Raw genomic sequence first — 25,533 nt, 5'->3', positions numbered from 1 at the left:
TTTTACTATCGTATAACATATGATGCAATGTCATATAAAAACCTCGTATATTTTACTTTTATTCTACGCTTGTTTCTAAAGTTACATCTGTATAGGTATGATCATCACCTATATTTAAAATTACTTCACATTGACGTAATCTCAATTCAAAGAGCATGATAGAATCATGATAAACTTCAGGTTGTGATTTCATCTTATGTAACATCTCTTGTTTTTCTTGTATTTCTAAATGAGTATTTTCTACAGCTTGTTTCAAGGAGTTAAATGGATTCCTAAAGAATATGTTAATATCCCGCTCTTGCGTGTTTTCAAATAGCTCAAATTGCAAGAAAAATTTCTTCATAATAGAAGCCGTTACCTCAGCATAATCTTCATTTTCTACATACTGTTTGTATTTGTTATATAGCATACCTTTGTTTTTAGGAAGAACTCCAAATAATTTACCGGCACTTTTCAGTAAAAATTGTGCTGGTGTAAAGCGACGTAAAATATTTACTTCGTCCATTTGTATTCTAGTCGTCATTCTGTCAGTATCTCTGCGCCAGTCATCAAGCACTTTAAAATCACATTCTAACTGTATTCGATTTTCTCCAAATAAAGAGTTAAGTCCTTCACTAAGTTCTTCTAAATACGATTGACTTTGAAGGAGCTCATTATTAGAAATCGCAATCCAATTTTTCATAGAAAGAGCAAAATTAGGTAATACAGTTTGTTCTAAATATTTATGTACTCTTTCATTCATCGCTTTATTTAGTTCCGTATCAATGTGCCCGAAATCGCTTTCTTCACTAATTAAATCTGAACAACTCTGTAATATCTTCGGAATATTTTCAGTAAGTTCATTCGTAATTTCCGTTTTCATTGTACGATATGACTGTGTAATGAAATGAATTTTTTCCTTCTCAAAAGTAGTAAGATTATTACTGCTACCATTTAGTTTCACTAGCATATCTTCATTCCAATGAATAGAATCCACTAAATTGTTTTCTTTCTCAACGCGTTTATCCAATAGATATGTAATTGTTTTTCGAATGAAAAACAATAGCTTTTCCGTACGTTCTGCATCGACATTTTTATGATTAAAGTTAAAATGAATAAACTCAGTTAAATCATTTAATTGTTGACTACTTGTATATAACGAAGAGTAAGGGAAAATTCTCGCATGCGGGAAATATGTGTTTATTCTCGCTTGCGTATCATGTAATACTCTTTTCACTTCTGCATCACTGTAAATGTTATCGATTTTATTTAATAAGAAATGAATTTGTAAATTTGGTGTATGTTCTTGAATGCTTAATAGAATATCACGTTCTTTGTCAGTAAAAGGTGAATCCGCATTCAATACGAATAGTAATTCGTCTACAGAATTTAAATATTCGAATACCTCATCTCTAGTATCGTTATTCCTATTAAATCCAGGTGTAACTACAAATGTAAGTTTATTTTCACTTAAAAATCTGCATGGTAATTTAAATTCAACACATGCTCTATCTCTATATGTTTGATGGTGCTGAGACATCATATTATGGTAATCAGAGACATCTTCCGTTGTTGTAATTGCTGAGTCTGTTATGGCGTTAATTTCTGTATGCGCATCATTTTTTAAAACTACTACATTTGAAATTGATTTTTCTAATATATTTTCTCCTATTATAGAGTTAATAAATGTAGTTTTTCCGTTTCCTGAAGTTCCCGTTACTAAAATGCGATTTGTGCTTAAATCTGCGAGCTCGCCAACTAACCATCTAAATCGGTGACCCATTTCTATATTATGTTTTTGTGCCCACTCTGTAATAGATTCAAAAAGATGCAAACTATACTCTAAGCCATCCACATGATTAATAGAATATAACAACAGGTTTTCAGCATGTTTTATATTTGCTGAATCTATTTCGGAAGGGAAAATCTCATCCCATGCCAATACAGCTGCAGATGGAAATACAGCATAAGATGGATTGACAACCTTTAACCAATTTGTTAACAAGTTTGGAATGATATCGTGCAATTGTTTAAGCATATATTGACCTTGAATTAATTCAAAGTACGTTCCTTCGTAAAGAGAAGAAATTTTGTCCCATATATCGGACGAATGTATTTCAATATGTAAGAAAAATTCATTTATTGTGTTAAGCCATGATAAGTAATTTTGTTCGTTTTTATAACTATTCCAAAGTGATGAAACCATTTGCGTAAATTGTACTTGATCTACATTATTTAACGTAACTAATACTTCATAAAAATAATCTGGTGAAATATGTTTAGTAAATCTTTTATCGATATATCCTTTTAAAACCTCAAACCACGGATAAGATTCTGTTCGAATTAACTCATTCACAGCAAGCTCTACTGCACTATCAAAATCTTGCTGCTCCTCATAAAAGGAACGGGCAATTTTTGTGACATTTGGATAATCCGGATTTAAAGAAACTGCTTCTTTAATAACAGCGAAAGCAGAGTCAAAATTATTTTGCTCTATGTAAAGAGAAAGTAATTGTAATCTAATCTCCGTCATCAATATTATATTATCAGTAGTAATGGACGTATAAACATTTTCAGCAACTGGTAATTGATTAAGCTCGAAATAAGCATCGGCAATATTTTTTTGTGCCCATGGTGCTAATTCATTATTAACTTTTTCCCATTTAAAAATAGCTGCTTCAAAATCTTGATGGCGATAATAAAATTCACCTTGTGCAAAACGAATGTAAGATCCATCAGAAATCTCATTTCTTTCTTCGTTTACATAAGCTTCTCCAAGTACATCAATAGGTGGTTTTGTTTCATTCTCCATTAGGAATGTTTCATAATACATCTTTTTTATTAATTGTTTTTCTACTCTCATCTTTTCCCCCACTATATCTTGAAAATACATTTTTAAGATATGTCAATACTTTTTGTATGTATGCTTTTTATCTTAACAAAGAATATCTTTTGGAAAATTTCATTTTCCTTTCATTTTTCAAGTTAGATTGAATTTTTATGAGAAAAGTTTCAGTTTTTTTTCAATTTCCTTTCAGTTATGAAACAGCATTAAATGTTCCTAATAACCTAATAACACTATAATCTCCCGCATTATATTATCAGGAAAAATCTATATAAACCCATATTATAAAAACAATTTATAACGAATATATATGCATTATTCCCTTCCCTAATAAATAAAAGAAGCATTATCATATATTTCTCACATTGTTTTCCTTTGAAATATTTCAGTAGTTACGTAATTTAATTCCATTAACCTCTATAAATAACTAGTCCAAAAAAAATCTATATGCATATCATGTTATAGTAAAGAATTCAGGAAATCCTAAAAGGAGGCATTTTCATGTTTGAAGATAAATCTAAAATAAACTACCCATATGAATTTACTGAAACTACAACAATCCCGCTAAAAAACCCCATCAATAAAACTTTCAAAAACGGCTCTGGTACACATACTTTCCCAATTAAAAAACACTATAAAGAACAGGTGTTATATACGGAAAAAATTAATAATAATAAAAATAAATAACCTTATAGACTCTTATAACAATTAATCAAATAAGAATCTATATTAAACCTTGCATAGTTATTATATAAATCTTTCTTATACAACCCACCTATTTTTAAAAAGTGCTGATATACAGCGCTTTTTTATACATAGATAATAGAAGAACAAAAAAGGGTATGGATAGTTTCCATACCCTTTTTGTTCTTTACTATTTATAAATAAAGTACGCCCATATTTATTTTACCTAGTAGCACTTTAATGGCCCCTCTAGAAAAAATAAAAACTAGTTTAATTAAAAATAAATTTCTTAGCCAATGCTCCTACCAGCATAAATTTACTCGTTGGCGTAATTAAAGAAAGGAGTAAATTTATGATAAATCACAAAGTTAAAGAAGCACCCAACAATTATATTGGCCATTATTGCTCTATTATATATATTTAAAAATTTACTAAAAGTTGTTTCAAAGCTACTTAGTTTTCATAAAATATTTTTTGTTTCCGTTGGAACGGATAAGCTTTAATCTCATCTGTATCTAAATTTTCATGAAATAAATGAATGGCTATAATTTGTCTACAATCGTAGGTATGATAATAATATGTTCCGGACTCCATACACATTACGCTTGTATATATGGTATTATCTAATGCACCTTCTTCTGTTATTACTCCGCCTTTAGGAACCTCGCAATTTGATAAAATATGAAATAGGGCCGATACTCCCTCTTCTTCACTATCTATACCTTGAATGTTTTGTTTGCCATATGCTGCTCGCACAAACCTTGATGGCGGGGTGAAATCCCCTGGAAGTCCCATTGAACCTGAGCCCTGACCAAAAGCACTTAATGGTAAGTTACTCCACTCAGTTGGCGCGAATGGCTGCGATTTAAGGCCAATATATTGTCTTAAATTTTGCAAATGCCAATTAAACTCCGGACTATTCGTCATCACTCCTAGTGGGTTATCATACATTTTTAACCCTTCATTTGTCGGCTCCAGTACAATGCAATCTCCCCATTTATCCGCTAAAATCCAATGTAGCGGTGGCGTAAGTCCTAAATCCGGTAATGGTATATCCAAAAAGGTAAGGCTATCTACAGATTCCTTTAACTCTTTGACAGAATTGAATTGTGTGAGACTCCAAGTCACAAAATCAAATGGAGCCAAATTCGTTTTGTTGTCATCTATGCTTTGACTATAAGTAGCGAATCCTGGAAAATAGAGTGTTGCACATGTCATACCTGCTTCATTTACTCCGTCCGCCATAATGATTCTTCCTTGATGATTAATTCCCATTCCGACCGTAGCATGTTTCGTATTAATGATTTCACCAGTTATATTATTCCACTGATAATGTCGAGGAATGACTATTACTTCTTGATTCAAATCTAATGTGAAGTCCATCGTTCTTGCAAAAAGATGCTGACCGTTTTTTGTCTGTAATGTCAAACTAGTACACATAAAGAACACCCCGTTTTATGGTTTTATCTACACTTTACTTAATTCTGATAAATCTGTAAATTAAAAACCTCTTTCCTTACAAAAAAATTGAGAAAGCACATATAAAGTACAAATAGGTTAAGGTTATCTCTAGTTTATAAATGATTTTTTAAAATATAGTTGCAAAAGAATTATATTAAAAAGGAGCGACTTATTACTATCGCTCCTTTTTATTTCACTCTATATTTTATTAAAATAACAAGAAACCATTTTTTCTCTATGAACAGTATCCCTACATAACCCTCTTAAACATCTTCTCCAACTCATAAGTAGAATGATGCACAAGAATTGGTCTTCCGTGCGGGCATGTATATGGGTTTGTTGTTGTACGTAGTTCTTCCAGTAAAGCAAATATTTGATCGTTCGTTAAATATTGATTTGCTTTAATGGATGCTTTACAGCTCATCATGATGGCTGCTTCTTCACGTAACTTTTTAATATCCACTTTTTTTAGTTTGACAACTTGTTCCATCATTTCGTCGATAATTTCTGTTTCTTGACCTTTTGGGAACCACGTTGGATGCGAGCGGACGATAAAGGATTGATGGCCGAATTGCTCCAAGAATAGTCCAACTTTTTTCAGTTCTTCTAGTTGCTCTTCGACACGTAAAAATTCAGTAAGAGATAGGTCAATACGGTATGGTACAAGTAGTTCTTGTACTTCTTGCGCTACCCTTCCTACCTTATCCCGGAAGTATTCATAATTAATACGTTCCTGCGCGGCATGTTGGTCAATCATATATAAGCCTTTATCATTTTGAGCGAAAATATATGTTCCGTGCATTTGTCCAATTGGATAAAGCGGTGGTAAGTCATTACCGTTCATTTCAATCTCTTCTATTTCCTGAACTTCTTCTTCCAATTCCTCTAATTCAAAGTCTTCATCGTTACTGTTCCACGATTTCTCTTTTTGAATTGGTTCTTGCATTATCGGTTTAGTAGATGGCTGCCAACTTTGTTCTTCCCTTACGAGCGACTGTGGTGGTTGCCATTCTTGTTTCGGCGGTTGCCACAGTTGTGCTGGCTGTTTCACAGCCAGTTGTTCTTCTTGTTTTTCATCCATGCCAGTCGGTAAAACAATGTCTGGCATAGATGGCTCTTTCGGCTTCGCATGCTCAAACTGGAACTGTTCTTGCACACTTTCATCTTTTTCTTTTTTCTTCGTTGTTACACCTGCATCTGGAATGAGCTGTATTTTTTTGAATGCCGATTGCAATGTTTCTTCGATAAGCTTTAGTAATTCTTGTTCTTTACTAAAACGAACTTCTAATTTCGCTGGATGTACGTTAACGTCAACAAGCATTGGATCCATTTCAATCGATAAGAAGCCGATTGGATATCGTCCGACTGGCAGTAATGTATGGTATCCTTGCTGAATGGCTTTCATTAATACGAAATTTCGAACGTAACGACCATTTACGATCGTTGACATATAATTTCGAGATGCTCTCGTTACTTCTGGTAATGTGACATAGCCTTTAATTGTAAAATCTAAAGATTCAGCTTCAATTGGAACAAGTTTCTTCGCAACTTGAATGCTATAAATTGATGCAAGTACTTGTCTTACATCACCATTTCCTGATGTATGAAGCAATTTCTTTTCATTATGAAACAGCTTTAATGATACTTCTGGATGTGACATTGCAATACGATACACGATATCTGTAATATTCCCAAGCTCTGTATGAATGGTTTTCATATATTTAAGACGCGCTGGTGTATTAAAGAATAAGTTTTGTACTGTAATATCTGTTCCTTTTCGGCTCGCTGTTTTCTCCTGCTTTATAATGTCTCCACCTTTAATCATAAGGTGTGTACCAGGCGCATCACCTGTGCTAGTGATTAATTCTAATTCACTAACTGAGGCAATACTCGGCAATGCCTCACCGCGGAAACCGAGTGTTCTAATGCGAAACAGGTCGTTTTCATCTTTAATTTTGCTCGTCGCATGTCGTTCAAAAGCGACGATACAATCTTCTTCTGCAATGCCATCCCCATTATCAATGATGCGAATTTTTGATAAACCAGCTTCTTCTAAGTGGATTTCAATAGATGTACTATTCGCATCGATAGAATTTTCCACAAGTTCTTTTACGACTGAGGCAGGGCGCTCTACTACTTCCCCTGCCGCAATTAAGTTAGAGAGTTGATCATCGAGTTTGCGAATTTTCCCCATCTACTTACTCATCCTTTCTTTAACTTTTTCTGCAAGCGATACAGTTCGTTCATCGCCTCTAAAGGTGTCATATCAAGTAAATCAATTTTTTTAATTTGCGCAAGTACTGCCGTTTCTTTTGCATCTAGAACTGACTTGTCTTGTTTTTTCGAAGACTGTTCTCCACCAAAGAATGATAATTGCGATTCTTCCTCAGTCTCTACTTTCGTCTCTTGTATTTCTGCTGGTTCTTCTTTTACAACAGCTGGTTCTGGAGCCACTTCTTGTACTTTCACTTCTGTACGCTTTGGAATAATAATTTCTTCTTGTCCTTCTAGTTGCGCTAACACTTCTTTCGCACGAGCGATTAAGCTATCTGGAAGCTCCGCAAGTTGCGCAACGTGAATTCCGTAACTTTTATCAGCTGCTCCATCTTGGATTTTATGAAGGAATACTACTTTTCCATTCTCTTCAATAGCTGAAACGTGTACATTCTTCAATTGTCCTAAACTTTCTTCTAGCACCGTCAATTCATGATAATGCGTAGAGAATAACGTTTTCGCACCAATTTGGTCATGAATATGTTCAATAATTGCTTGTGCAAGTGCCATACCATCATACGTAGATGTACCGCGTCCAATTTCATCGAATAAAATTAAACTTCTTTCTGATGCATTTGCAATTGCATTTTTCGCTTCTAACATTTCGACCATAAATGTACTTTGACCCGAAATTAAATCATCCGCTGCACCAATTCTCGTAAAAATTTGATCGAATACAGGTAATACCGCTTCTGTTGCTGGTACGAAACAACCAATCTGTGACATAACAGTTACAAGTGCTAATTGTCTCATATACGTACTTTTACCAGACATGTTCGGTCCTGTAATTAAAAAGACATCCATCTTCTCCGGCATAATACAATCATTCGGTACATACAATTTCCCGTTCAATACTTTTTCAACGACAGGATGACGACCATCTTTAATAAAGATTTCGCGCTTAGTTGTTAAAACAGGTTTTACAAACTGTTCTTCTTCACTAACTGTCGCGAAACTTTGCAGTACGTCTAATTCACTAATTACTTTCGCTAAATGTTGTAATTTCGGAATAAATACTTTTACTTCTTCACGAAGCGCTGTAAATAAATCGTATTCTAATTGTACAATTTTCTCTTCTGCTTCTAAGATTAATGTTTCTTTTTCTTTCAATTCATCTGTAATGAAACGTTCCGCATTAGCAAGCGTTTGTTTACGCTCATAGCGGCCTTCTGGAAGCGCTGCAAGATTCGCCTTCGTCACTTCAATGTAGTAGCCGAAAATACGGTTGTACCCGATTTTTAACGATTTAACTCCTGTAATATCACGCTCTCGTTTTTCAAGCTCAGCGATCCACGTTTTCCCGTTTTTACTAACGTAACGATATTGATCAAGCTTGTCATTATAACCGTCTTTAATAATATCTCCATCTTTAATAGAAAGCGGTGGGTTTTCTTGAATACTTCTTCCTAGTAATTCAGTTAAGCTCTCACATGGATCCGCACCTTGAATTAACCTTGCTGCATAAGCATTATCTAACAAACTAATCGCTTCTAAAATAGCCGGTACTTGAAGTAAAGATCGTCTTAACTGTAATAAGTCCCGTGCATTCACATTACCAAATGCAACTTTCCCTGCTAAACGTTCTAAATCATATACTTCTTTTAATTTTTCTTTTAAATCTTCACGTAAGAAGTAATCATTTACAAATGTTTCAACCATTTCTAAACGCTCTTCTACTTTTTCTTTTTGGATCAGCGGACGTTCCATCCACTGTTTTAACATACGACCACCCATAGCTGTTTTCGTTTTATCTAATAGCCATAATAATGATCCTGTTTTTTCTTTCGTTCGGAGTGTTTCTGTCAGCTCTAAATTTCGCTTTGAATGCACATCAATTTTCATAAATTGATTCGTATAATAAATTTCCACTGGTTGTAAATGGTCTAACGAACGTTTTTGCGTTCTTATTACATAGTTAAATAAACGTCCAACTGCTTTAATTAACTTTGCTTGCGAAACGTTTTTCACAAGATGTTCTAACCCTTCCGGAATCGTTGTTGCATCTTCATACGAAATCGTCATTTTTAATGTTGCAGTTAATTTATTTAATTCATCTTTTGAAAATGTAGAATCTACAACAATTTCTTTTGAACCAGTTGCATACACTTCTAATAAAATATCTTCTACTGAACCTGTTAACAACGTTACTGTATTTTGTCCAGTCGTTAAATCATTACAAGCTAAAGCATACGATCCATCTTCAAAATGTGTTAATGCTGCTAAGAAGTTATTTTCTTTCTCATCAATAGTACGCCCTTCCATCATCGTTCCTGGCGTAATTAGTTGTACTACTTCACGGCGTACTACACCTTTAGCTGTTTTTGGATCTTCCACTTGCTCACAAACAGCTACTTTATATCCTTTTTCAACAAGTTGTTCAATATAATTTTTAGCTGCATGATGTGGTACACCGCACATCGGTATACGATCACTACTACCACCATCTCGGCTCGTTAATGTAATTTCAAGTTCATGAGCTGCTTTAACCGCATCTTCAAAGAACATTTCATAAAAATCACCTAATCGGAAAAATAAAAAGGCATCTTGATAGTCTGCCTTAATCTTTAAATATTGCTGTATCATAGGGGTATATTGAGTCATACTTTTCCTCCATAATTCTTACATAGTAATCAATTTTCATATATGTCACACTTCACGGACATCCATATCTCCTATTTCAGGAGTCTTTCCTCATTATAGCACATTTCATAAGGAATCATGTCCATTCAAGCATCACTTATGTAAAGTAAAAAGCTAGGAAGAACTTCTCCCTAGCTTTCTATTACTCTTCTTCTGCATCGACGATAAAGTTCGGATCTAATTCTTCAAACTCATCATCATCGACTTGGAAATCCTCGTCTGATTCTACGCAACCTTCAGGATTTACACTTACACAAATTTTCGTTTCCCCAACTACTTCTGTTACAAATTCACGTTCTACAGTTACAACAATTTTATTACCATTTGGTGATACAAGAGCTTCTAAACAATTTGGTGGCTGAATGACACGAGCAATAATTTCTAAATCATCACCAGAAAAGTTTTTATCACGATACCCAATACTCACTTCATCAGTGTAGTTCACACGTTCTGTTACAACTTCTGTCTTTGTATTACCATCAAATGAATACCAAGTGTTCACATCATAGAAACCTTCAATTTCCACATGCTTTCCATTCTTTCTTGCTTCGTACGAGTGGTTAATTACCCAGCACCCTAAAATACTTGTTGGCTCATTATTCGATTCACATGTATGCGTTGACTTTGTATACTTACGTCCTTTTCCAACCACTGCTTTTGTAATAATCTCTCTAAATTCGGACATTCGTAACCCTCCTCAATCACTATTCACTTAATCATATGCGTGACAATAGCGGAATGTGTCATTCTTTTTTCGAGAAGAACTTACGTTTAACCCATTAAAAAAAGAGATGTCAATTCGACATCTCTTTAACAACCACAATTTCCTTTTTTACTTTCTACCGCTGCGCCCGTTTCACCCTTCAATACATCGCCATTAGTTGAAATTAATATTTCATCTGTTACGTTGTTAGAAATCGTACTTGCAACTAGCTGCAGTAAGTCATTTACATATGTTTGTGAAGATTTAAATTCTTGCACAACTGGGATACTATCCAACTTATCTTGCAATGCATCAATGTCAGCTTCTACTTTTTTCAAAGCTTCCCATTTCCCGTAATGCTGCAAGTTTACTGCTTGTTTTTGCAGTGCTTTAATTTCATCAATTGCGCGCTTTACATTTTCATTTTTATGAATTTGCGCCTCTGCTTTCTTAAAGAAATCAACTTCTTCTGTTTCAGAAATCATTTTTGCTAATTCTTTCGCTTGCTCAACAATTTCATCTTTCGAATATGCTTTCATCTATTATTCCACCTCAATCGGCTCTTCAACTAATTCCCCGTTAAGAGACCAAGTTTTTGCTTCCGTTACTTTTACTTTCACAAGCTGACCAATTAAAGATTTTGAAGCGACGAAGTTTACAAGTTTATTCGTACGAGTATAACCTGCGAGTACTTCTGGATTATTTTTACTTTCCCCATCAACTAACACTTCTACAATTTGACCTTTGTAACGATTATTCTTTTCAATCGCCAACGTATTTACTAGTGTATTTAAGCGTTGAAGACGTTCTTTTTTCACTTCCATCGGTACATTATCTTTCATTTTTGCAGCTGGTGTACCTTCGCGCGGAGAATAAATAAAGGTAAAGGCAGTATCAAATCCTACTTCACGATATAACGACATCGTTTCTTCAAATTGCTCATCTGTTTCATTCGGGAAACCAACGATAATATCAGTTGTGAATACTGCATTTGGAATTACTTCTTTAATTTTTCTTACAAGTTCTAAATAATGCTCACGTGAATATTTGCGCGCCATAATTTTTAACATATCTGTGCTTCCAGATTGAACTGGTAAGTGAATATGTTCTACTAAGTTTCCACCTTTTCCAAGCACTTCAATTAAGTGATCATCGAAATCACGTGGATGGCTCGTTGTAAAACGAATACGGGCAATATCAACTTTACGGAGTTCGTCCATTAAATCGCCAAGACCGTATTCAAAATCTTCAAAGTCTTTACCATATGCATTTACGTTCTGGCCAAGTAATGTAATTTCTTTATAACCATTCGCAGCTAAATGACGAATTTCTTGGATAATGTCTTCTGGACGTCTGCTTCGCTCTTTTCCACGTGTATACGGCACGATACAATATGTACAGAACTTATCACAGCCATACATAATATTTACCCAAGCTTTAATATCACCACGGCGTACTTTCGGAAGGTTTTCAATTACATCCCCTTCTTTTGACCAAACTTCAACTACCGTCTCCTTCGAGAACATCGCATCTTTAAGAATATACGGCAATCTATGAATATTATGCGTTCCAAACACCATATCTACATGCTGATTTTTTTGCATAATTTTATTTACAACAGATTCTTCTTGAGACATACAACCACATACACCAATTAAAAGGTCCGGATTTCTTCTTTTTAATGACTTTAAATGACCTAGTTCACCGAAAACTTTATTTTCAGCATTTTCACGAATTGCACAAGTATTTAATAAAACTACATCTGCATCTTCAGTTGAAAAGGTTGGCTCATATCCAAGTGCGGTGAAAATACCCGCCATTACTTCCGTATCATGCTCATTCATTTGACAACCATATGTACGAATATAGAACTTTCTTCCTGTACCAAAATTGCGAAATTCTTCAGATAAGCCAAAATCCCGTTCAATTTTAACTTCTTCTTTTCCTCGTTTTTTCGCGTCTTTTAAGGAAGGTGGTTGGTATACACTTTCAAAGTATTTACTATAATCTTTCTCTTCTTTTTTCGTAGAGGAATTTGCTTGTCGACTTGCTAATCGTTGTTGCTCGTTCATTGGTAATCTCCTTTCACCCTTAACTATACACACTCTATAGTCCATTTTAATGCGCTTTGACTCACCTCAAAAATGGTTAGATAGCTTGAGAGATAACTTGTCCTTTGAAACTTGAGTAATCAATCTAATCATTCATAAGAATGAAGTCTTCCCCACACAAATAGACATTCCCTTTTCATACTTCTTTTTGTCCTATCCAAAAGCATATTGCTTTATCCCTATAAACATTACCATAGTATGAAGCGTTGCGCCAATTTTAACAAGAAAGAGGCTCTGTCTGATCTTACATTTCATCAGCAATGAACTCGCCATTTTCATACAACGATTTATATATTATTTTACCATTCTGAATTTTCTAAGTAAATAAGACTATCCTATATTTTTTACTCATAAAAAAGGTTACCAAATGGCAACCTCCTCTTCTTGCATTACATAAATTCAGCTACGAGTTCATCAAACATTTTCTGATCCATATTTAAATCAGCTTGCACTAAAGGCTTCTCACTATAGCCTTTTACAAGTTCTTGGTATGAAGGTTGCGCTGTATTTTGATATATTAAACCTGTTACTAATCCGTTATTTTCCATTAACGTTTGCATAGCCATCATGCGATTAGATGGATCATATCCCTCTACTGTACTTAGTTTTGTTAAATTCTCTTTAAACCAATCGTAAGTATTTACTTTATTGTAAGTAACACATGGGCTGTATACGTTAATTAATGAAAATCCTTTATGGTTAATACCAGCTTCAATAATTTGTGTTAGTTCTTTTAAATCACTTGAAAAGCTTTGCGCCACAAATGTAGCACCAGCTGTTAAAGCCATTTCCATAACATTTAGTGACGGTTCAATTGAACCTTGTGGTGTGCTTTTCGTTTTAAATCCAGCTTCACTACGCGGTGAAGTTTGCCCTTTTGTTAATCCGTAAATTTGGTTATCCATTACGATGTACGTAATGTCGATGTTACGACGAATAGAATGGATTGTATGTCCCATACCAATCGCAAATCCATCACCGTCACCACCTGATGCGATAACTGTTAAATCACGATTTGCCATTTTCACACCTTGTGCAATCGGAAGGGCACGACCATGAATACTATGCACACCATATGAATTAATATAACCTGAAATACGACCTGAACAGCCGATACCGGAGATAACAGCAAGTTCATCTGGATTTAAACCAACGTTAGCTGCCGCACGTTGAATTGCAGCTTGCACCGAGAAGTCTCCGCAACCTGGGCACCAGTTTGGTTTTACGCTGTTACGAAAGTCCTTAAATGTTGCCATTTAATACAACCCCTTTTTTGCATTCGTTGTAAATCTCTTTCGGCAAGAATGGGTTCCCATCATATTTTAAAAGACTAGAAATTTTCTCACCGTTACCAAGATTCATTTTCATAATGTTAGCAAGCTGACCTGTTGCGTTGTTTTCTACCACTACAACACGCTTCGCATTTTTCACAAGTGGATCGATTTCAGCTGTTGGGAACGGGTGAACTAAACGTACATGAGCATGGTTTACTTTCATACCCTCTTGTTCTAAGCGCTCCATTGCCTCTTCGATTGCACCACGAGTTGAGTTAAACCCAACAAGCAATACGTCCGCTTCTTTATGCTTAACATTTTTATAGACAGGGGTGTTAAACTTCAAGTTCTCCATTTTACGGAAACGTTTGTCCATTTGATCTTTACGGTTTATTGCTGATTCAGATGGTTTACCAGTTTCATCATGTTCTACACCTGTAACATGGTGAACACCATTTTTCATACCAGGTAAAACACGTGGTGAAACGCCATCTTCGGTTACTTCATAACGCTTGAAGTATGCTTTATTTTCACGTTCTGGTAATTCCGCTTCTAAATCAAGCTTACCGCGACGAATTTCCACTTTATCTAACGTAAGCGGTTCTACAGTTTGTTTTCCTAAAGAAAGCTGTAAATCCGTTAAGAAAATAACAGGTACTTGATATTCTTCAGCTAGGTTAAATGCTTCTACAATATCATAGAAAGCTTCTTCAACTGTACTTGGCGCCATTACGATTTTTGGAATCTCACCGTGCGTACCGTAAATCATCGCCATTAAATCCGACTGCTCTTGTTTCGTTGGTAATCCTGTACTTGGACCACCACGTTGTGTATCAACAATTACTAATGGTGTTTCTGTAATCCCCGCTAAACCAATCGCTTCCATCATTAAAGATAGCCCCGGACCAGCAGATGCAGTTAATGTACGAACACCAGCATAGTTTGCACCGATTGCCATTGTACAAGCTGCAATTTCATCCTCAGTTTGGATTACTGTTCCGCCAACTTTTGGTAATTTTTTAATTAAGTATTCCATAATTTCAGATGCAGGTGTAATTGGATATGCAGACATAAAGCGAGCACCACCAGCTACCGCACCAAATGCGATTGCATCGTTTCCAATCATAAACATGCGTTTCTTACCATCAGCTTTTTCAAGCTGCATCATGTTAACTTTCTCACCTAGCAACTCTTTCATATATTGAGAGCCACGTTTAATTGCGTCCATATTCTTTTGAACGACTTGCTCTCCTTTACGACCAAAGATCTCTTCAACAACATTTAAATAAGCTGTTTCATCTAATCCTAATACCGCACTTGATGCCCCAACAGCAACCATGTTTTTCATTAATGATGTACCTAATTCTGAAGCAATATCTGTAAACGGTATCACATATAGATTTACATCTGTATTATCAGGTATTGTTGGATTAAATTTCGCATCCGCAACTACAATTCCACCTGGACGTAGTTCGTGGAAGTTAAAATCAATTGTTTCTTGATCAAAAGCAATTAAAATATCTAAATCATCTGAGATCGCGCGTACTTCTGTTGTACTTACACGAATTTTATTATTTGTATGGCCGCCTTTAATACGTGATGAGAAGTGGCGGTAACCGTATAGGTAATATCCTAATCGGTTTAATGCAATACAGAAGATTTCTCCTGTACTTTCAATTCCTTCACCTTGTTGGCCTCCAACTTTCCATGAAAGTTGACTAATCATCTCCTACACCCCTTTTGGCTGCATTCATTGTAGTGTATTTTTTTACAGTAATAGTTTAGCATTTTTTATACAAATAAACTACAACGGACGCAAATTATGCCTCTTCTGATTTCCCTGAATCTTTAGTATAAAGCTATTTTGTTTTTCATTCTAGTATTAGGTCTTAAAAAAAGCAATAATATCAAATGAATTAATTCTAATTTTTCTGGATTTTTAAAACGAAAATCTCAAAAACTTATATGTTCAACAAAATTATCATATAAAAATCGCTCTACAGTAGATGCAGCATAGTGTTTACAAAGCTCATTCATTACATTTTCATAATCTCGATACGCTGATACATTTACAACCGTTTCTAAAATCCCATCAAAATCTGAACCAAATCCTATATTGTTCTCTCCACCTAATGAACAAATATATTCGATATGTCTTACTATATCTGCTATATTCGCTTGTTTTTCATTTGTTAGAAACTGCGGTACAAAAGTGACACCTATCATGCCATTTCGCTTTATAAGAGCTTTAAGTTGTTCATCGTTTAAATTACGTGGATGCTGACAAAGTTTCATACAGTTTGAGTGGGAAGCAATAGGATTTTTTGCACTTTCTACAACATCCCAAAAACTTCTTTCATTTAGATGAGACACATCAGTCCATGCATGTAACGTATTAAGTTCTTGTACAACTTCTTTACCGAAAGTCGTTAAACCTGCCCCACGTGTCTCTAGCGCACCATCAGCTAATAGATTGGCATAATTCCATGTTAGTCCAAAAGAACGTACTCCTAGGCGATACAACAACCGTAATTTCATTGCATCTCTTCCAATTGCTTCGCATCCTTCTAGTGTTAATATCGCTCCAATCTCGTCCTGTTTTAACATGTTAATATCATCTTTTGTCTGAATAAACTTCACACCTGGTAGGGATAAAATTTCATTATAAAAAATATCTACCATTTGTAATGCTACTTCAAATCGGTTTTCATATAGCACTGTTTCTGGCACATATATAGCAAAACATTGTATACTTCCTTTTCTTCTCTTTAATTGTTCAAATGTAATATGTAATTGCGGATCATGTTTAAAATTCTTTTTCCCTTGTGCACTCCATAACTGAAGAAGCACATCACAATGAGCATCAAAAATTTTCATTTTCATTCCTCCATTATAAAAACAACCTGTTTGCATACTGCAAACAGGTTGTTTAAGCTTAACGAGGTTCTACAATTAATTTTATTGCTGTACGTTCTTCCCCATCAATCATAATATCCGTAAACGCTGGGATACAAATCAGGTCCAAACCACTAGGCGCTACAAATCCTCTTGCAATTGCTACTGCCTTTACCGCTTGGTTCAATGCACCTGCACCAATGGCTTGAATTTCTGCTGTTCCGCGTTCGCGAATAACACCTGCAAGTGCACCAGCTACAGAATTAGGGACCGACGTTGCTTTAACTTTTAATATTTCCATTCCGCGTTTCCTCCTCGTTTCTATAAAAAGTATTAGCAATTATTTCACTTTAACTTATATTCACGAGGAATGACGCGTATTCCTGCTAAATTTCTGTAATTTTTCTAAAAAATTAAAAAATAATAACTTTTCTAAATCTTACCCAGAAATTACTCAAAAAATGGCTGATCATCATTAATTAAGATACGCTGGATTTTCTTAGCTTTTCCTGTATTAGGATCCACATCAACTAGCACTGCACTTAATTGTGTTCTACCACTTGTCACTTCAAATCGTACTGGTAAGTTTGTTAAAAACTTCTTCAATACCGCTTCTCGATCCATACCTAAAATCCCATCGTAAGGACCTGTCATACCAACATCTGTGATATATGCAGTTCCGCTTGGTAAAATACGATTATCTGCTGTAGGAACATGTGTATGTGTACCCACTACTGCTGTAGCACGACCATCTACATACCAACCTAACGCTTGTTTTTCACTTGTAGTTTCCGCATGAAAATCAATAAAGATAATATTCGTACGTTTTTTTGCAATGTTAATTAATTCATCCACTTTACGGAATGGACAATCAATTGGAGGGAGGAATGTACGTCCTTGTAAGTTAATAACTGCCACTTCTGTTCCATTGCAGTTCACAAAGATAAGTCCTTTTCCTGGAGTTCCTTCTGGGAAGTTAGCTGGTCTTGCAAGATATTTTGCGTCATCAATAAATTCAAATACTTCACGGTTATCCCAAGCGTGGTTTCCAAGTGTAACCGCTTGTGCCCCGCATTCTAAAAAGTTTCGATATATTTTTTCCGTAATTCCACGTCCACCTGCTGCATTTTCTCCATTAATAATGGTTACTGTAGGTGTATATTTCTTCTTTAATGCCGGTACGTATTGTTGAATCATACCTCTACCAGGAGATCCTACTACATCCCCAACAAATAATATTCTCATATGTCTTACCCTTCCTATGTACTACATTTTTTATTACTATAGCTTCAAGTGATTTCCTTACAATATATTTATTATAAGTTTGTTTCACTTGTATACTAATTCCCTTTATTTTAACCAATTCCAACACAAAAAAATAAAGTGGTATTTCACCACTTTATTTTGCGTATTCAACTGCACGTGTTTCACGAATAACAGTTACTTTAATATGTCCTGGGTAATCCAGTTCATTCTCAATACGTTTTCGAATATCACGAGCTAAACGATGAGCTTCTAAATCATCAATTGTATCTGGTTTTACCAGAATACGAACTTCTCGCCCTGCTTGAATTGCGAATGATTTTTCTACGCCTTCATAAGACTCTGAAATCTCTTCCAACTTTTCAAGACGACGAATATAGTTCTCAAGTGTTTCACTACGAGCTCCAGGTCTTGCAGCTGATAATGCATCTGCTGCTGCAACTAAAACTGCAATGATAGAAGTTGGTTCTGTGTCCCCATGGTGAGATGCAATACTGTTTATAACTACAGGATGCTCTTTATACTTCGTTGCGAGTTCTACACCAATTTCAACGTGGCTACCTTCTACTTCATGATCAATTGCTTTACCGATATCATGTAATAGACCAGCACGTCTTGCTAGTTTTTCATCCTCACCAAGCTCCGCTGCCATAAGTCCAGTTAAATATGCAACTTCCATAGAGTGTTTTAAGACGTTTTGTCCGTAACTTGTACGGTATTTTAAACGACCTAAAATCTTAATTAAATCTGGATGTAATCCGTGAACACCCACTTCAAACGTTGTTTGCTCTCCGACTTCGCGAATATACTCGTCCACTTCACGTCTTGATTTTTCGACCATCTCTTCAATACGCGCTGGGTGAATACGTCCGTCCTGTACTAGTTTATCAAGAGCGATACGAGCTGTTTCACGACGAATTGGGTCGAATCCAGAAAGGATAACCGCTTCTGGTGTATCATCGATAATTAGGTCAATACCTGTTAACGTTTCTAACGTACGAATATTTCGACCTTCACGTCCGATAATACGTCCCTTCATTTCGTCATTTGGAAGATTTACAACCGAAACGGTTGTTTCAGCAACATGATCAGCTGCACATCTTTGCATTGCAAGAGATAAAATCTCTTTTGCTTTCTTATCCGCTTCTTCTTTCGCACGAACTTCACTTTCTTTTACCATTACGGCAATTTCATGAGAAACTTCACTTTCTACTTTACCAAGAATAATTGCTTTCGCTTGTTCGCGTGTCAGATTGGAAATGCGCTCTAATTCTGTTTGTTGCTTTTGAACTAACTCTCCCACTTTGCTTTCCAACTCTTCAATCTGTTGTTGTCTCGCTACAAGAGATTCCTCTTTCTTTTCTAACTGTCGCTCGCGTTTATCGAGCGTTTCGTCTTTACGATCAAGGTTCTCTTCTTTTTGCATTAAACGATTTTCTTGTTTTTGTAATTCGCTTCTACGGTCACGAATTTCTAATTCAGCTTCTGTACGAAGTGTATGAATTTCATCCTTTGCTTCTAAAAGCGCTTCTTTCTTAAGTGCTTCAGCCTCACGATTCGCTTCGTCTAGAATACGTTTCGCTTCGTTAGCTGCACCATTAATCTTCGCTTCAGCAATAGACTTTCGAACAAAAAAGCCAACAACTGCACCGACTGTTGCAAGCAAAATGGAGATGAGTATCCAAACTGTACTACTCATGATTTCACCTCCCCTTGCTATGAATGAAAAAAGACTGTCGGCATGTACATTGAATACCAACATACAGCAAAGACCGTCGTCCCGCTTTTTTAAGGGACTTTCTTCATTTCACAATTAAAATGTCATATTATTATTTCGGCAAGATTTAAGTCTTACTCCGAATATTACTTCTCTTCTTGAGAAGAGTGTTTCGTATATAAGAAAAAATATACATTCTCATTGTATCTATCGCAATTTTCATTGTCAAGCGTTGTCTACTTTTACTTTCTTTACCTTCAGCTCTAATTCATATATGAATTTAAAAAGAAGACAGCATATTATCCTGGAAAACCTTAGTGAATTCCAGTTTATGCATACAAAACATGCATATATCCCTCTTTATACATAGCCTTTTAGGCAGATTAAATATTTTATCTCCAACGATATACAACGCTTTCATAATAATTAAAAATAAAAGACACGGAACCGTGTCTTTTATTTTTTAATCTTGAAGATTTGAATCTTCCGTTTCTTCAGCACCAGAGTCTTCACCAATTCCGTGATGGTCACGAACAAAGAAGGCAATTTCCTCTCTTAAATCCGTATTCTCTTTTAAGAATTGCTTCGAATTTTCACGACCTTGCCCTAAACGCTCTTCATTATAAGAGTACCAAGCACCACTCTTTTGAACGATATCAAGTTCAGAAGCCATATCTAAGATTTCACCTTCTCTTGAAATACCTTCTCCGTACATAATATCAACTTCAGCAACACGGAATGGTGGTGCCACTTTATTTTTAACTACTTTTACTTTTGTTTTATTACCAACGATGTCGTTACCTTGCTTTAATTGCTCCGCACGACGCACTTCAAGACGAACTGTTGAATAGAATTTCAACGCACGACCACCTGGAGTTGTTTCTGGGTTCCCGAACATAACCCCAACTTTTTCACGAATTTGGTTAATAAAGATTGCAATTGTTTTTGATTTATTGATTGCACCTGACAGCTTACGAAGTGCTTGAGACATTAAACGAGCTTGTAGACCTACGTGTGAGTCACCCATGTCTCCTTCAATCTCAGCTTTCGGTACAAGAGCTGCTACAGAGTCAATTACGATAATATCAACCGCGCCACTTCGTACAAGTGCTTCTGCGATTTCTAGTCCTTGCTCCCCTGTATCAGGTTGTGATAATAGTAATTCATCTATGTTAACGCCTAATTTTTGTGCATATACAGGATCCATTGCATGCTCCGCATCAATAAACGCTGCTTGTCCACCTTGACGCTGTACTTCCGCGATTGCGTGTAATGAAACTGTTGTTTTACCTGAACTTTCTGGTCCATAAATTTCGATAATACGGCCACGTGGGTATCCGCCTACCCCTAATGCCACATCAAGTGCTAAAGAACCACTTGAAATTGTAGAAACTCTACGCTCCGCTTGTTCTCCTAATTTCATAATTGAACCTTTACCGAATTGCTTCTCTATTTGTTTTAACGCCATATCTAACGCCGCTTGACGATCACTCATTCAAAATTCCTCCTTAACTCAATTGCTAATCTTATTATACCTATTTTCAATTCAATTTGCCAACAAAATCGAACATTTATTCGATTTTTTTATTTTCCATTAAATAAAAATGAGTTTAACCATAAAAAAAGCTAGAAGAAACTTATATCTCTTCTAGCTTTTTATATAAATGATAAAATCCATATTTCACCGAACGTTCCCTAATTTGTTGACGACTTCCACTTAAAATAAGAGGAAAAACTACAGTTGGTTCATCCTTAATCGCCAATCCAACGAATACTGTTCCCGGCTCTTTATGTTCTGAAGCATCCGGTCCTGCTACCCCAGTGAAACTAATTCCGATATCCGCTTTTAATAAGCCCTTAACATTTTCAGCAAGATAACGAGCACATTCTTTACTAACTGCACCATCAGTAGACAACACTTCCGCAGGTACATGTAAAACATGTTGCTTCACATCATTATGATAACAAATGACACCGCCTTTAAATACTGAAGACACACCAGCACTTTCTGTTACTTGATTGCCGAAGAGACCACCGCTTAAACTTTCTGCACACGCTAAAGTTAATCCTTTTTTCTTCAATAACTCTATCGCCTTATCATGCAGAAACTCTTGATCATACCCGTAGAAAAATTTTCCTACTCTTTCTAAAATCAAATCTTCCATATGCTGAATGCGTTTCGCAGCTTCATCAGCATTTTGATGTTTGGCAGTTAAACGTAGTGTCACTTCTCCATCATTCGCAAGGGGGGCGATTGTCGGGTTCGTTTGTCCATCAATTAAATCTTGAACTTTCACTTCTAATTGAGATTCCCCAATCCCGAAAAAGCGCAGCACACGAGAATAAATGTTTTCTCCTGTTGTAAAGTTACGTAAAAAAGGCTCTACATAACTTATATACATCGGCTTCATCTCTTTCGGTGGTCCTGGTAATAAAATATAAACTTTCCTGTTCTTATTTAGCCCCATACCAGGTGCCATGCCGTGATCATTCGCAAATACAGTTGCTCCATTCAAAACGAGCGCTTGCTTTTTATTATTCTCTGTGAACTCGCGACCTGTACGCTTAAAGTACTCGCTTATCGATGCTAATGCCTTTTCATCATATACAAGCTCTTCACCCAACCTAGAAGATATCGTTTCTTTCGTCAAATCATCTTTTGTCGGGCCTAATCCACCTGTGAAAATAAGTATGTCAGCACGTTCTTCCGCAACTTCAATCGCCTGCTGTAATCGCTTGTTATTATCTCCAACTACAGTATGGTAGTACACATTAATTCCGATTGAAGCTAACTTTTCAGATAAAAACTGGGCATTTGTATTTGCAATTTGTCCAAGTAATAATTCAGTTCCAACCGCAATAATTTCAGCATTCATCCCAATTCCCCCATAAACTTCTATTTTGAGTTTACAAAAGCAGCTCTATTTTTCCAGAAATAATCCCACCCTGAAATAACAGTAAAGATTAATGCAATCCATATGAAAATATCAGCAACTGGGATATGGATTAAATTTAAAGGTACATCGTGTAATAAATACGCCGCAATTGCAATAATTTGTGTCCACGTCTTAATTTTCCCTAACTGATTTGCTGCCACTACTTCTCCTGTTCCAGCAAGTACAAGGCGTAAACCAGTTACTGCAAACTCACGGCTGATAATTACAATAACGATCCAAGCAGGTACGTATTGCATCTCAACTAATGTAATAAGCGCTGCTGAAACAAGTAATTTATCAGCTAACGGGTCAAGAAACTTCCCTAAATTCGTTACAAGATTATACTTTCTTGCGTAATGTCCATCAATCCAATCTGTAGCCGAAGCAATAATAAAGATAAGTGCCCCTACTAAATGTTGAATTGGTAAATCAACATCACCAATTGTGTATGAACCCCAATCAAAGGGCGCTAACATAATTACCATAAAAATTGGAATTAAGAAGATTCTAGATATTGTAATTTTATTTGGTAAATTCACAGCTATTCCTCCATCATATCAAAAACATTTGTTCATTGAAAAAAGTCATCGAGGCGATGACTATTATTGTGCAGGTTGCCCTATCCCTTGGTTTTTTATCACCAATCTTTGGTGAAGTTCTTTTTCTGGATCCAATGGATAAGCGACCACTTGGCCATTCAGTTTAACTTCAACATTCGTTGCATTCCCAATATTAAGTCGCACTTCTTTTAATGTTGATACATCACGTTTTTCTATTTGGCCCTCTTGTACTGTAGCGTTTAGAATCACATTCCCCGCATCATCTTTAACATCTACATAACTCGCACCTTTACCCGATATTTCCAGTTCTAATGTTTTATTGTTATGAATTTCCAAAGTAGATACTTTACCAGTTGTACCAACTACTTTTACTTCTTCTTGTCCCGTTGGTTGTGCTGGTTGTTCCTCTTTCTTTGGCTCTTCTTTCTTTGGTTCCTCTTTTTTCGGCTCTTCCGCTTTCACTTCATCTTTCTTCGTATCTAACGGAGAGTTTTCTGCTTTTTTAACTTCAATTTTCTCACTTTGAGCATTCGGAACTTTCTCATCACCTTTTCCAGTTAACGCTTGGAAAACAAACCAAATTACCACTCCAAATGCAATTACTAATAGCGCAACTAAAACTTTCGGCATATGATCTGCAATTGGCCATGATGAAGATTTTTGCATTGTTTCTTGTGTTTTCTGTCCTGTTGATACTTGTGGAACGTCGCGTTTTTCAGATTGTGGTATCGTACTCTGATATTCTACAAGCAGTTCCTCTCCATTTAACCCAACCGCATCTGCGTATTGTTTAATGAATGCACGCGCATAAAAAGCTCCGGGCAATACATCATAATTGCCTTCCTCAATCGCTACTAAATGGCGTTTTTGAATTTTTGTAATCTCATGCAGCTGATCCATAGACAAGCCCTTCGTACCTCTTGCTTCTTTCAGCTTTTGTCCTAATTCTGTCACTACTAACACCTCAATATTTCTTTAAAAGTCAAACATAGAGAAATTATTTTGCGTACCTTGCTCAATTTCATCTACTAAATTATATTGAATTTCTTCATCATAATCGTTACGCAACTCGATAATATAATCAAAATCATCCAATGTGTATTCTGACTGACTCACAAATACGTCAGGATGTTCCACAACTTTCGTTGCAGGTAATCTCATAATTTCACGAACAAGCTGCCAATGCCTTTCGTTAGCACGCTTTGTTGACACGATTCCATCTAAGATAAAAATATTGTCGTCGCTATACTCATCTTCAATCAATTGACTACGAACAGTTTGTTTAATAAGAGTGGATGATACAAATAACCATCTTTTATTTGCACAAACACTTGCGGCAACAATGGATTCTGTTTTTCCGACACGAGGCATTCCTCGTATCCCGATTAGTTTATGACCTTCTTTTTTCATTATTTCAGCCATAAAGTCTACAAGTAACCCTAATTCATCACGTACAAATCGAAATGTCTTCTTATCATCTGCATCTCGTTGTATGTACCTACCATGCCTAACCGCTAGCTTATCTCTTAGCTTTGGCGGACGATATTTCGTTACCGTTATGTTATCCATCGTATTTAAAATTGATTCAAGTCTAGAGATTTGCTCTTGATTATCACACATAAGGAGTAATCCACGTCGTGCATTATCTACACCATTAATTGTGACAATATTAATGCCGAGCATACCGATTAACGAAGAAACGTCACCAAGCAAGCCAGGTCGGTTTTTATGTATTTCATATTCAAAATACCATTCAATCATCCAAGATCACTCCCCTTGCTTACTTTACACCTACGTACTATATTATATGATTTCACCTTAATAGGGAAGCTAAATGTATAATCTATCCCGTTCAATTATTATACAAAAAAAATAGAGAGGAGAATCTCCTCTCTATTTTTTACTTATGCTGTACAAACTTCACCATTAAGTTTGCGATTGTATGTTGCTCTTGTTCATCAGCAACTTTCCAAAGCTCAGACAATAATTTCTCTTGATCGTTGCGCGCTTCTACTTCATTTGCTAAATAATCTCCAACACGAAATGCCATATCTGATACAGCACCACCATCAAGACCTTTTCCTGAAGCCTGTTCTAAACGTTCTCCTAAAAAGCTCTTCCATTGATCAAAATTATCTAAAACTGACATGTGTAAGCACCTCACTACTTAGTAATAGAATCATGCTTAATT

At 35.7% G+C, this 25,533-nt stretch carries 20 protein-coding genes; 1 reads left to right on the top strand and 19 read right to left on the bottom strand.

The features are described from left to right. Positions 1-58 precede the first annotated feature (58 nt). Positions 59-2,842: a dynamin family protein gene (locus ACSG5Z_RS13790; RefSeq protein WP_435711564.1), complete on the bottom strand. Its 2,784-nt coding sequence runs from the start codon at positions 2,840-2,842 to the stop codon at positions 59-61. A 483-nt stretch (positions 2,843-3,325) separates the two neighbouring features. On the opposite strand from ACSG5Z_RS13790, the gene ACSG5Z_RS13785 reads away from it, so the two are divergent. Then, positions 3,326-3,511 carry a hypothetical protein gene (locus ACSG5Z_RS13785; RefSeq protein WP_000461129.1) on the top strand — a complete coding sequence of 62 codons (186 nt, stop codon included), beginning with the start codon at positions 3,326-3,328 and terminating at the stop codon, positions 3,509-3,511. A 450-nt stretch (positions 3,512-3,961) separates the two neighbouring features. Here the strand turns inward: ACSG5Z_RS13785 and ACSG5Z_RS13780 are convergent, their stop codons facing one another. The 18 genes from ACSG5Z_RS13780 to ACSG5Z_RS13695 form a co-directional block, all read right to left on the bottom strand. After that, positions 3,962-4,948, bottom strand: coding sequence for a choloylglycine hydrolase family protein (locus ACSG5Z_RS13780; RefSeq protein ID WP_435711562.1), 987 nt, complete (start codon positions 4,946-4,948; stop codon positions 3,962-3,964). Positions 4,949-5,219: 271 nt separating this feature from the next. Next, positions 5,220-7,163, bottom strand: coding sequence for a DNA mismatch repair endonuclease MutL (gene mutL / locus ACSG5Z_RS13775; protein ID WP_087985033.1), 1,944 nt, complete (start codon positions 7,161-7,163; stop codon positions 5,220-5,222). Between the two features lie 8 nt (positions 7,164-7,171). Beyond that, a complete protein-coding gene (gene mutS / locus ACSG5Z_RS13770) occupies positions 7,172-9,844 on the bottom strand; it encodes a DNA mismatch repair protein MutS (protein WP_435711561.1) in 2,673 nt (890 codons plus the stop codon). A gap of 181 nt (positions 9,845-10,025) precedes the next feature. Continuing rightward, on the bottom strand, positions 10,026-10,568 hold the full coding sequence (gene cotE / locus ACSG5Z_RS13765) for an outer spore coat protein CotE (RefSeq protein WP_001288802.1): 543 nt from the start codon (positions 10,566-10,568) through the stop codon (positions 10,026-10,028). Between the two features lie 125 nt (positions 10,569-10,693). Further along, complete coding sequence (locus ACSG5Z_RS13760) at positions 10,694-11,125, bottom strand: YlbF/YmcA family competence regulator (RefSeq protein ID WP_000649386.1); 432 nt, start codon at positions 11,123-11,125, stop codon at positions 10,694-10,696. 3 nt (positions 11,126-11,128) lie between these two features. After that, the gene (gene miaB / locus ACSG5Z_RS13755) at positions 11,129-12,658 is read right to left on the bottom strand and encodes a tRNA (N6-isopentenyl adenosine(37)-C2)-methylthiotransferase MiaB (protein ID WP_435711558.1); all 1,530 of its coding nucleotides are present in this window, start codon (positions 12,656-12,658) and stop codon (positions 11,129-11,131) included. Positions 12,659-13,086: 428 nt separating this feature from the next. Continuing rightward, positions 13,087-13,953, bottom strand: coding sequence for a 2-oxoacid:ferredoxin oxidoreductase subunit beta (locus tag ACSG5Z_RS13750; RefSeq protein WP_000190158.1), 867 nt, complete (start codon positions 13,951-13,953; stop codon positions 13,087-13,089). Continuing rightward, on the bottom strand, positions 13,940-15,697 hold the full coding sequence (locus tag ACSG5Z_RS13745) for a 2-oxoacid:acceptor oxidoreductase subunit alpha (RefSeq protein ID WP_048545957.1): 1,758 nt from the start codon (positions 15,695-15,697) through the stop codon (positions 13,940-13,942). The genes ACSG5Z_RS13750 and ACSG5Z_RS13745 overlap by 14 nt, the downstream gene beginning before the upstream one ends. A 227-nt stretch (positions 15,698-15,924) precedes the next feature. Then, on the bottom strand, positions 15,925-16,848 hold the full coding sequence (locus ACSG5Z_RS13740; protein WP_435711556.1) for a dipeptidase: 924 nt from the start codon (positions 16,846-16,848) through the stop codon (positions 15,925-15,927). Positions 16,849-16,906: 58 nt separating this feature from the next. Continuing rightward, a complete protein-coding gene (gene spoVS / locus ACSG5Z_RS13735; protein ID WP_000404341.1) occupies positions 16,907-17,167 on the bottom strand; it encodes a stage V sporulation protein SpoVS in 261 nt (86 codons plus the stop codon). A gap of 149 nt (positions 17,168-17,316) precedes the next feature. After that, positions 17,317-18,111, bottom strand: a complete 795-nt coding sequence (gene ymdB / locus ACSG5Z_RS13730; protein ID WP_001221093.1) for a 2',3'-cyclic-nucleotide 2'-phosphodiesterase — start codon at positions 18,109-18,111, stop codon at positions 17,317-17,319. Between the two features lie 154 nt (positions 18,112-18,265). After that, positions 18,266-19,828 carry a ribonuclease Y gene (gene rny / locus ACSG5Z_RS13725; RefSeq protein ID WP_048545962.1) on the bottom strand — a complete coding sequence of 521 codons (1,563 nt, stop codon included), beginning with the start codon at positions 19,826-19,828 and terminating at the stop codon, positions 18,266-18,268. A 481-nt stretch (positions 19,829-20,309) separates the two neighbouring features. Then, positions 20,310-21,341: a recombinase RecA gene (gene recA, locus ACSG5Z_RS13720; RefSeq protein WP_075312643.1), complete on the bottom strand. Its 1,032-nt coding sequence runs from the start codon at positions 21,339-21,341 to the stop codon at positions 20,310-20,312. 142 nt (positions 21,342-21,483) lie between these two features. Next, complete coding sequence (cinA, locus tag ACSG5Z_RS13715; protein ID WP_087985039.1) at positions 21,484-22,722, bottom strand: competence/damage-inducible protein CinA; 1,239 nt, start codon at positions 22,720-22,722, stop codon at positions 21,484-21,486. 20 nt (positions 22,723-22,742) lie between these two features. Beyond that, positions 22,743-23,321: a CDP-diacylglycerol--glycerol-3-phosphate 3-phosphatidyltransferase gene (pgsA, locus tag ACSG5Z_RS13710; protein ID WP_046956497.1), complete on the bottom strand. Its 579-nt coding sequence runs from the start codon at positions 23,319-23,321 to the stop codon at positions 22,743-22,745. Positions 23,322-23,384: 63 nt separating this feature from the next. Next, positions 23,385-24,296 (bottom strand): helix-turn-helix domain-containing protein, encoded by a 912-nt coding sequence (locus ACSG5Z_RS13705; RefSeq protein WP_000137490.1) that lies wholly within the window; start codon positions 24,294-24,296, stop codon positions 23,385-23,387. A 21-nt stretch (positions 24,297-24,317) separates the two neighbouring features. After that, on the bottom strand, positions 24,318-25,103 hold the full coding sequence (locus ACSG5Z_RS13700) for a DUF3388 domain-containing protein (RefSeq protein WP_000574107.1): 786 nt from the start codon (positions 25,101-25,103) through the stop codon (positions 24,318-24,320). Positions 25,104-25,242: 139 nt separating this feature from the next. Next, positions 25,243-25,491, bottom strand: a complete 249-nt coding sequence (locus ACSG5Z_RS13695; RefSeq protein WP_000114455.1) for a DUF3243 domain-containing protein — start codon at positions 25,489-25,491, stop codon at positions 25,243-25,245. Positions 25,492-25,533: the final 42 nt, after the last annotated feature.

The sequence above is a fragment of the Bacillus pretiosus genome (genome assembly GCF_051294775.1).
In the GTDB taxonomy this organism is placed as follows: domain Bacteria; phylum Bacillota; class Bacilli; order Bacillales; family Bacillaceae_G; genus Bacillus_A; species Bacillus_A wiedmannii.
The sequence above is the reverse complement of the archived record's forward strand: the minus strand, read 5'-3'. Positions and strand labels throughout refer to the sequence as shown.

Coding starts and splice junctions, on each gene's coding strand:
- ACSG5Z_RS13790 (WP_435711564.1), bottom strand. CDS start 2,842: ATGAGAGTAGAAAAACAATTAATAAAAAAGATGTATTATGAAACATTC.
- ACSG5Z_RS13785 (WP_000461129.1), top strand. CDS start 3,326: ATGTTTGAAGATAAATCTAAAATAAACTACCCATATGAATTTACTGAA.
- ACSG5Z_RS13780 (WP_435711562.1), bottom strand. CDS start 4,948: ATGTGTACTAGTTTGACATTACAGACAAAAAACGGTCAGCATCTTTTT.
- mutL (WP_087985033.1), bottom strand. CDS start 7,163: ATGGGGAAAATTCGCAAACTCGATGATCAACTCTCTAACTTAATTGCG.
- mutS (WP_435711561.1), bottom strand. CDS start 9,844: ATGACTCAATATACCCCTATGATACAGCAATATTTAAAGATTAAGGCA.
- cotE (WP_001288802.1), bottom strand. CDS start 10,568: ATGTCCGAATTTAGAGAGATTATTACAAAAGCAGTGGTTGGAAAAGGA.
- ACSG5Z_RS13760 (WP_000649386.1), bottom strand. CDS start 11,125: ATGAAAGCATATTCGAAAGATGAAATTGTTGAGCAAGCGAAAGAATTA.
- miaB (WP_435711558.1), bottom strand. CDS start 12,658: ATGAACGAGCAACAACGATTAGCAAGTCGACAAGCAAATTCCTCTACG.
- ACSG5Z_RS13750 (WP_000190158.1), bottom strand. CDS start 13,953: ATGGCAACATTTAAGGACTTTCGTAACAGCGTAAAACCAAACTGGTGC.
- ACSG5Z_RS13745 (WP_048545957.1), bottom strand. CDS start 15,697: ATGATTAGTCAACTTTCATGGAAAGTTGGAGGCCAACAAGGTGAAGGA.
- ACSG5Z_RS13740 (WP_435711556.1), bottom strand. CDS start 16,848: ATGAAAATTTTTGATGCTCATTGTGATGTGCTTCTTCAGTTATGGAGT.
- spoVS (WP_000404341.1), bottom strand. CDS start 17,167: ATGGAAATATTAAAAGTTAAAGCAACGTCGGTCCCTAATTCTGTAGCT.
- ymdB (WP_001221093.1), bottom strand. CDS start 18,111: ATGAGAATATTATTTGTTGGGGATGTAGTAGGATCTCCTGGTAGAGGT.
- rny (WP_048545962.1), bottom strand. CDS start 19,828: ATGAGTAGTACAGTTTGGATACTCATCTCCATTTTGCTTGCAACAGTC.
- recA (WP_075312643.1), bottom strand. CDS start 21,341: ATGAGTGATCGTCAAGCGGCGTTAGATATGGCGTTAAAACAAATAGAG.
- cinA (WP_087985039.1), bottom strand. CDS start 22,722: ATGAATGCTGAAATTATTGCGGTTGGAACTGAATTATTACTTGGACAA.
- ACSG5Z_RS13700 (WP_000574107.1), bottom strand. CDS start 25,103: ATGATTGAATGGTATTTTGAATATGAAATACATAAAAACCGACCTGGC.
- ACSG5Z_RS13695 (WP_000114455.1), bottom strand. CDS start 25,491: ATGTCAGTTTTAGATAATTTTGATCAATGGAAGAGCTTTTTAGGAGAA.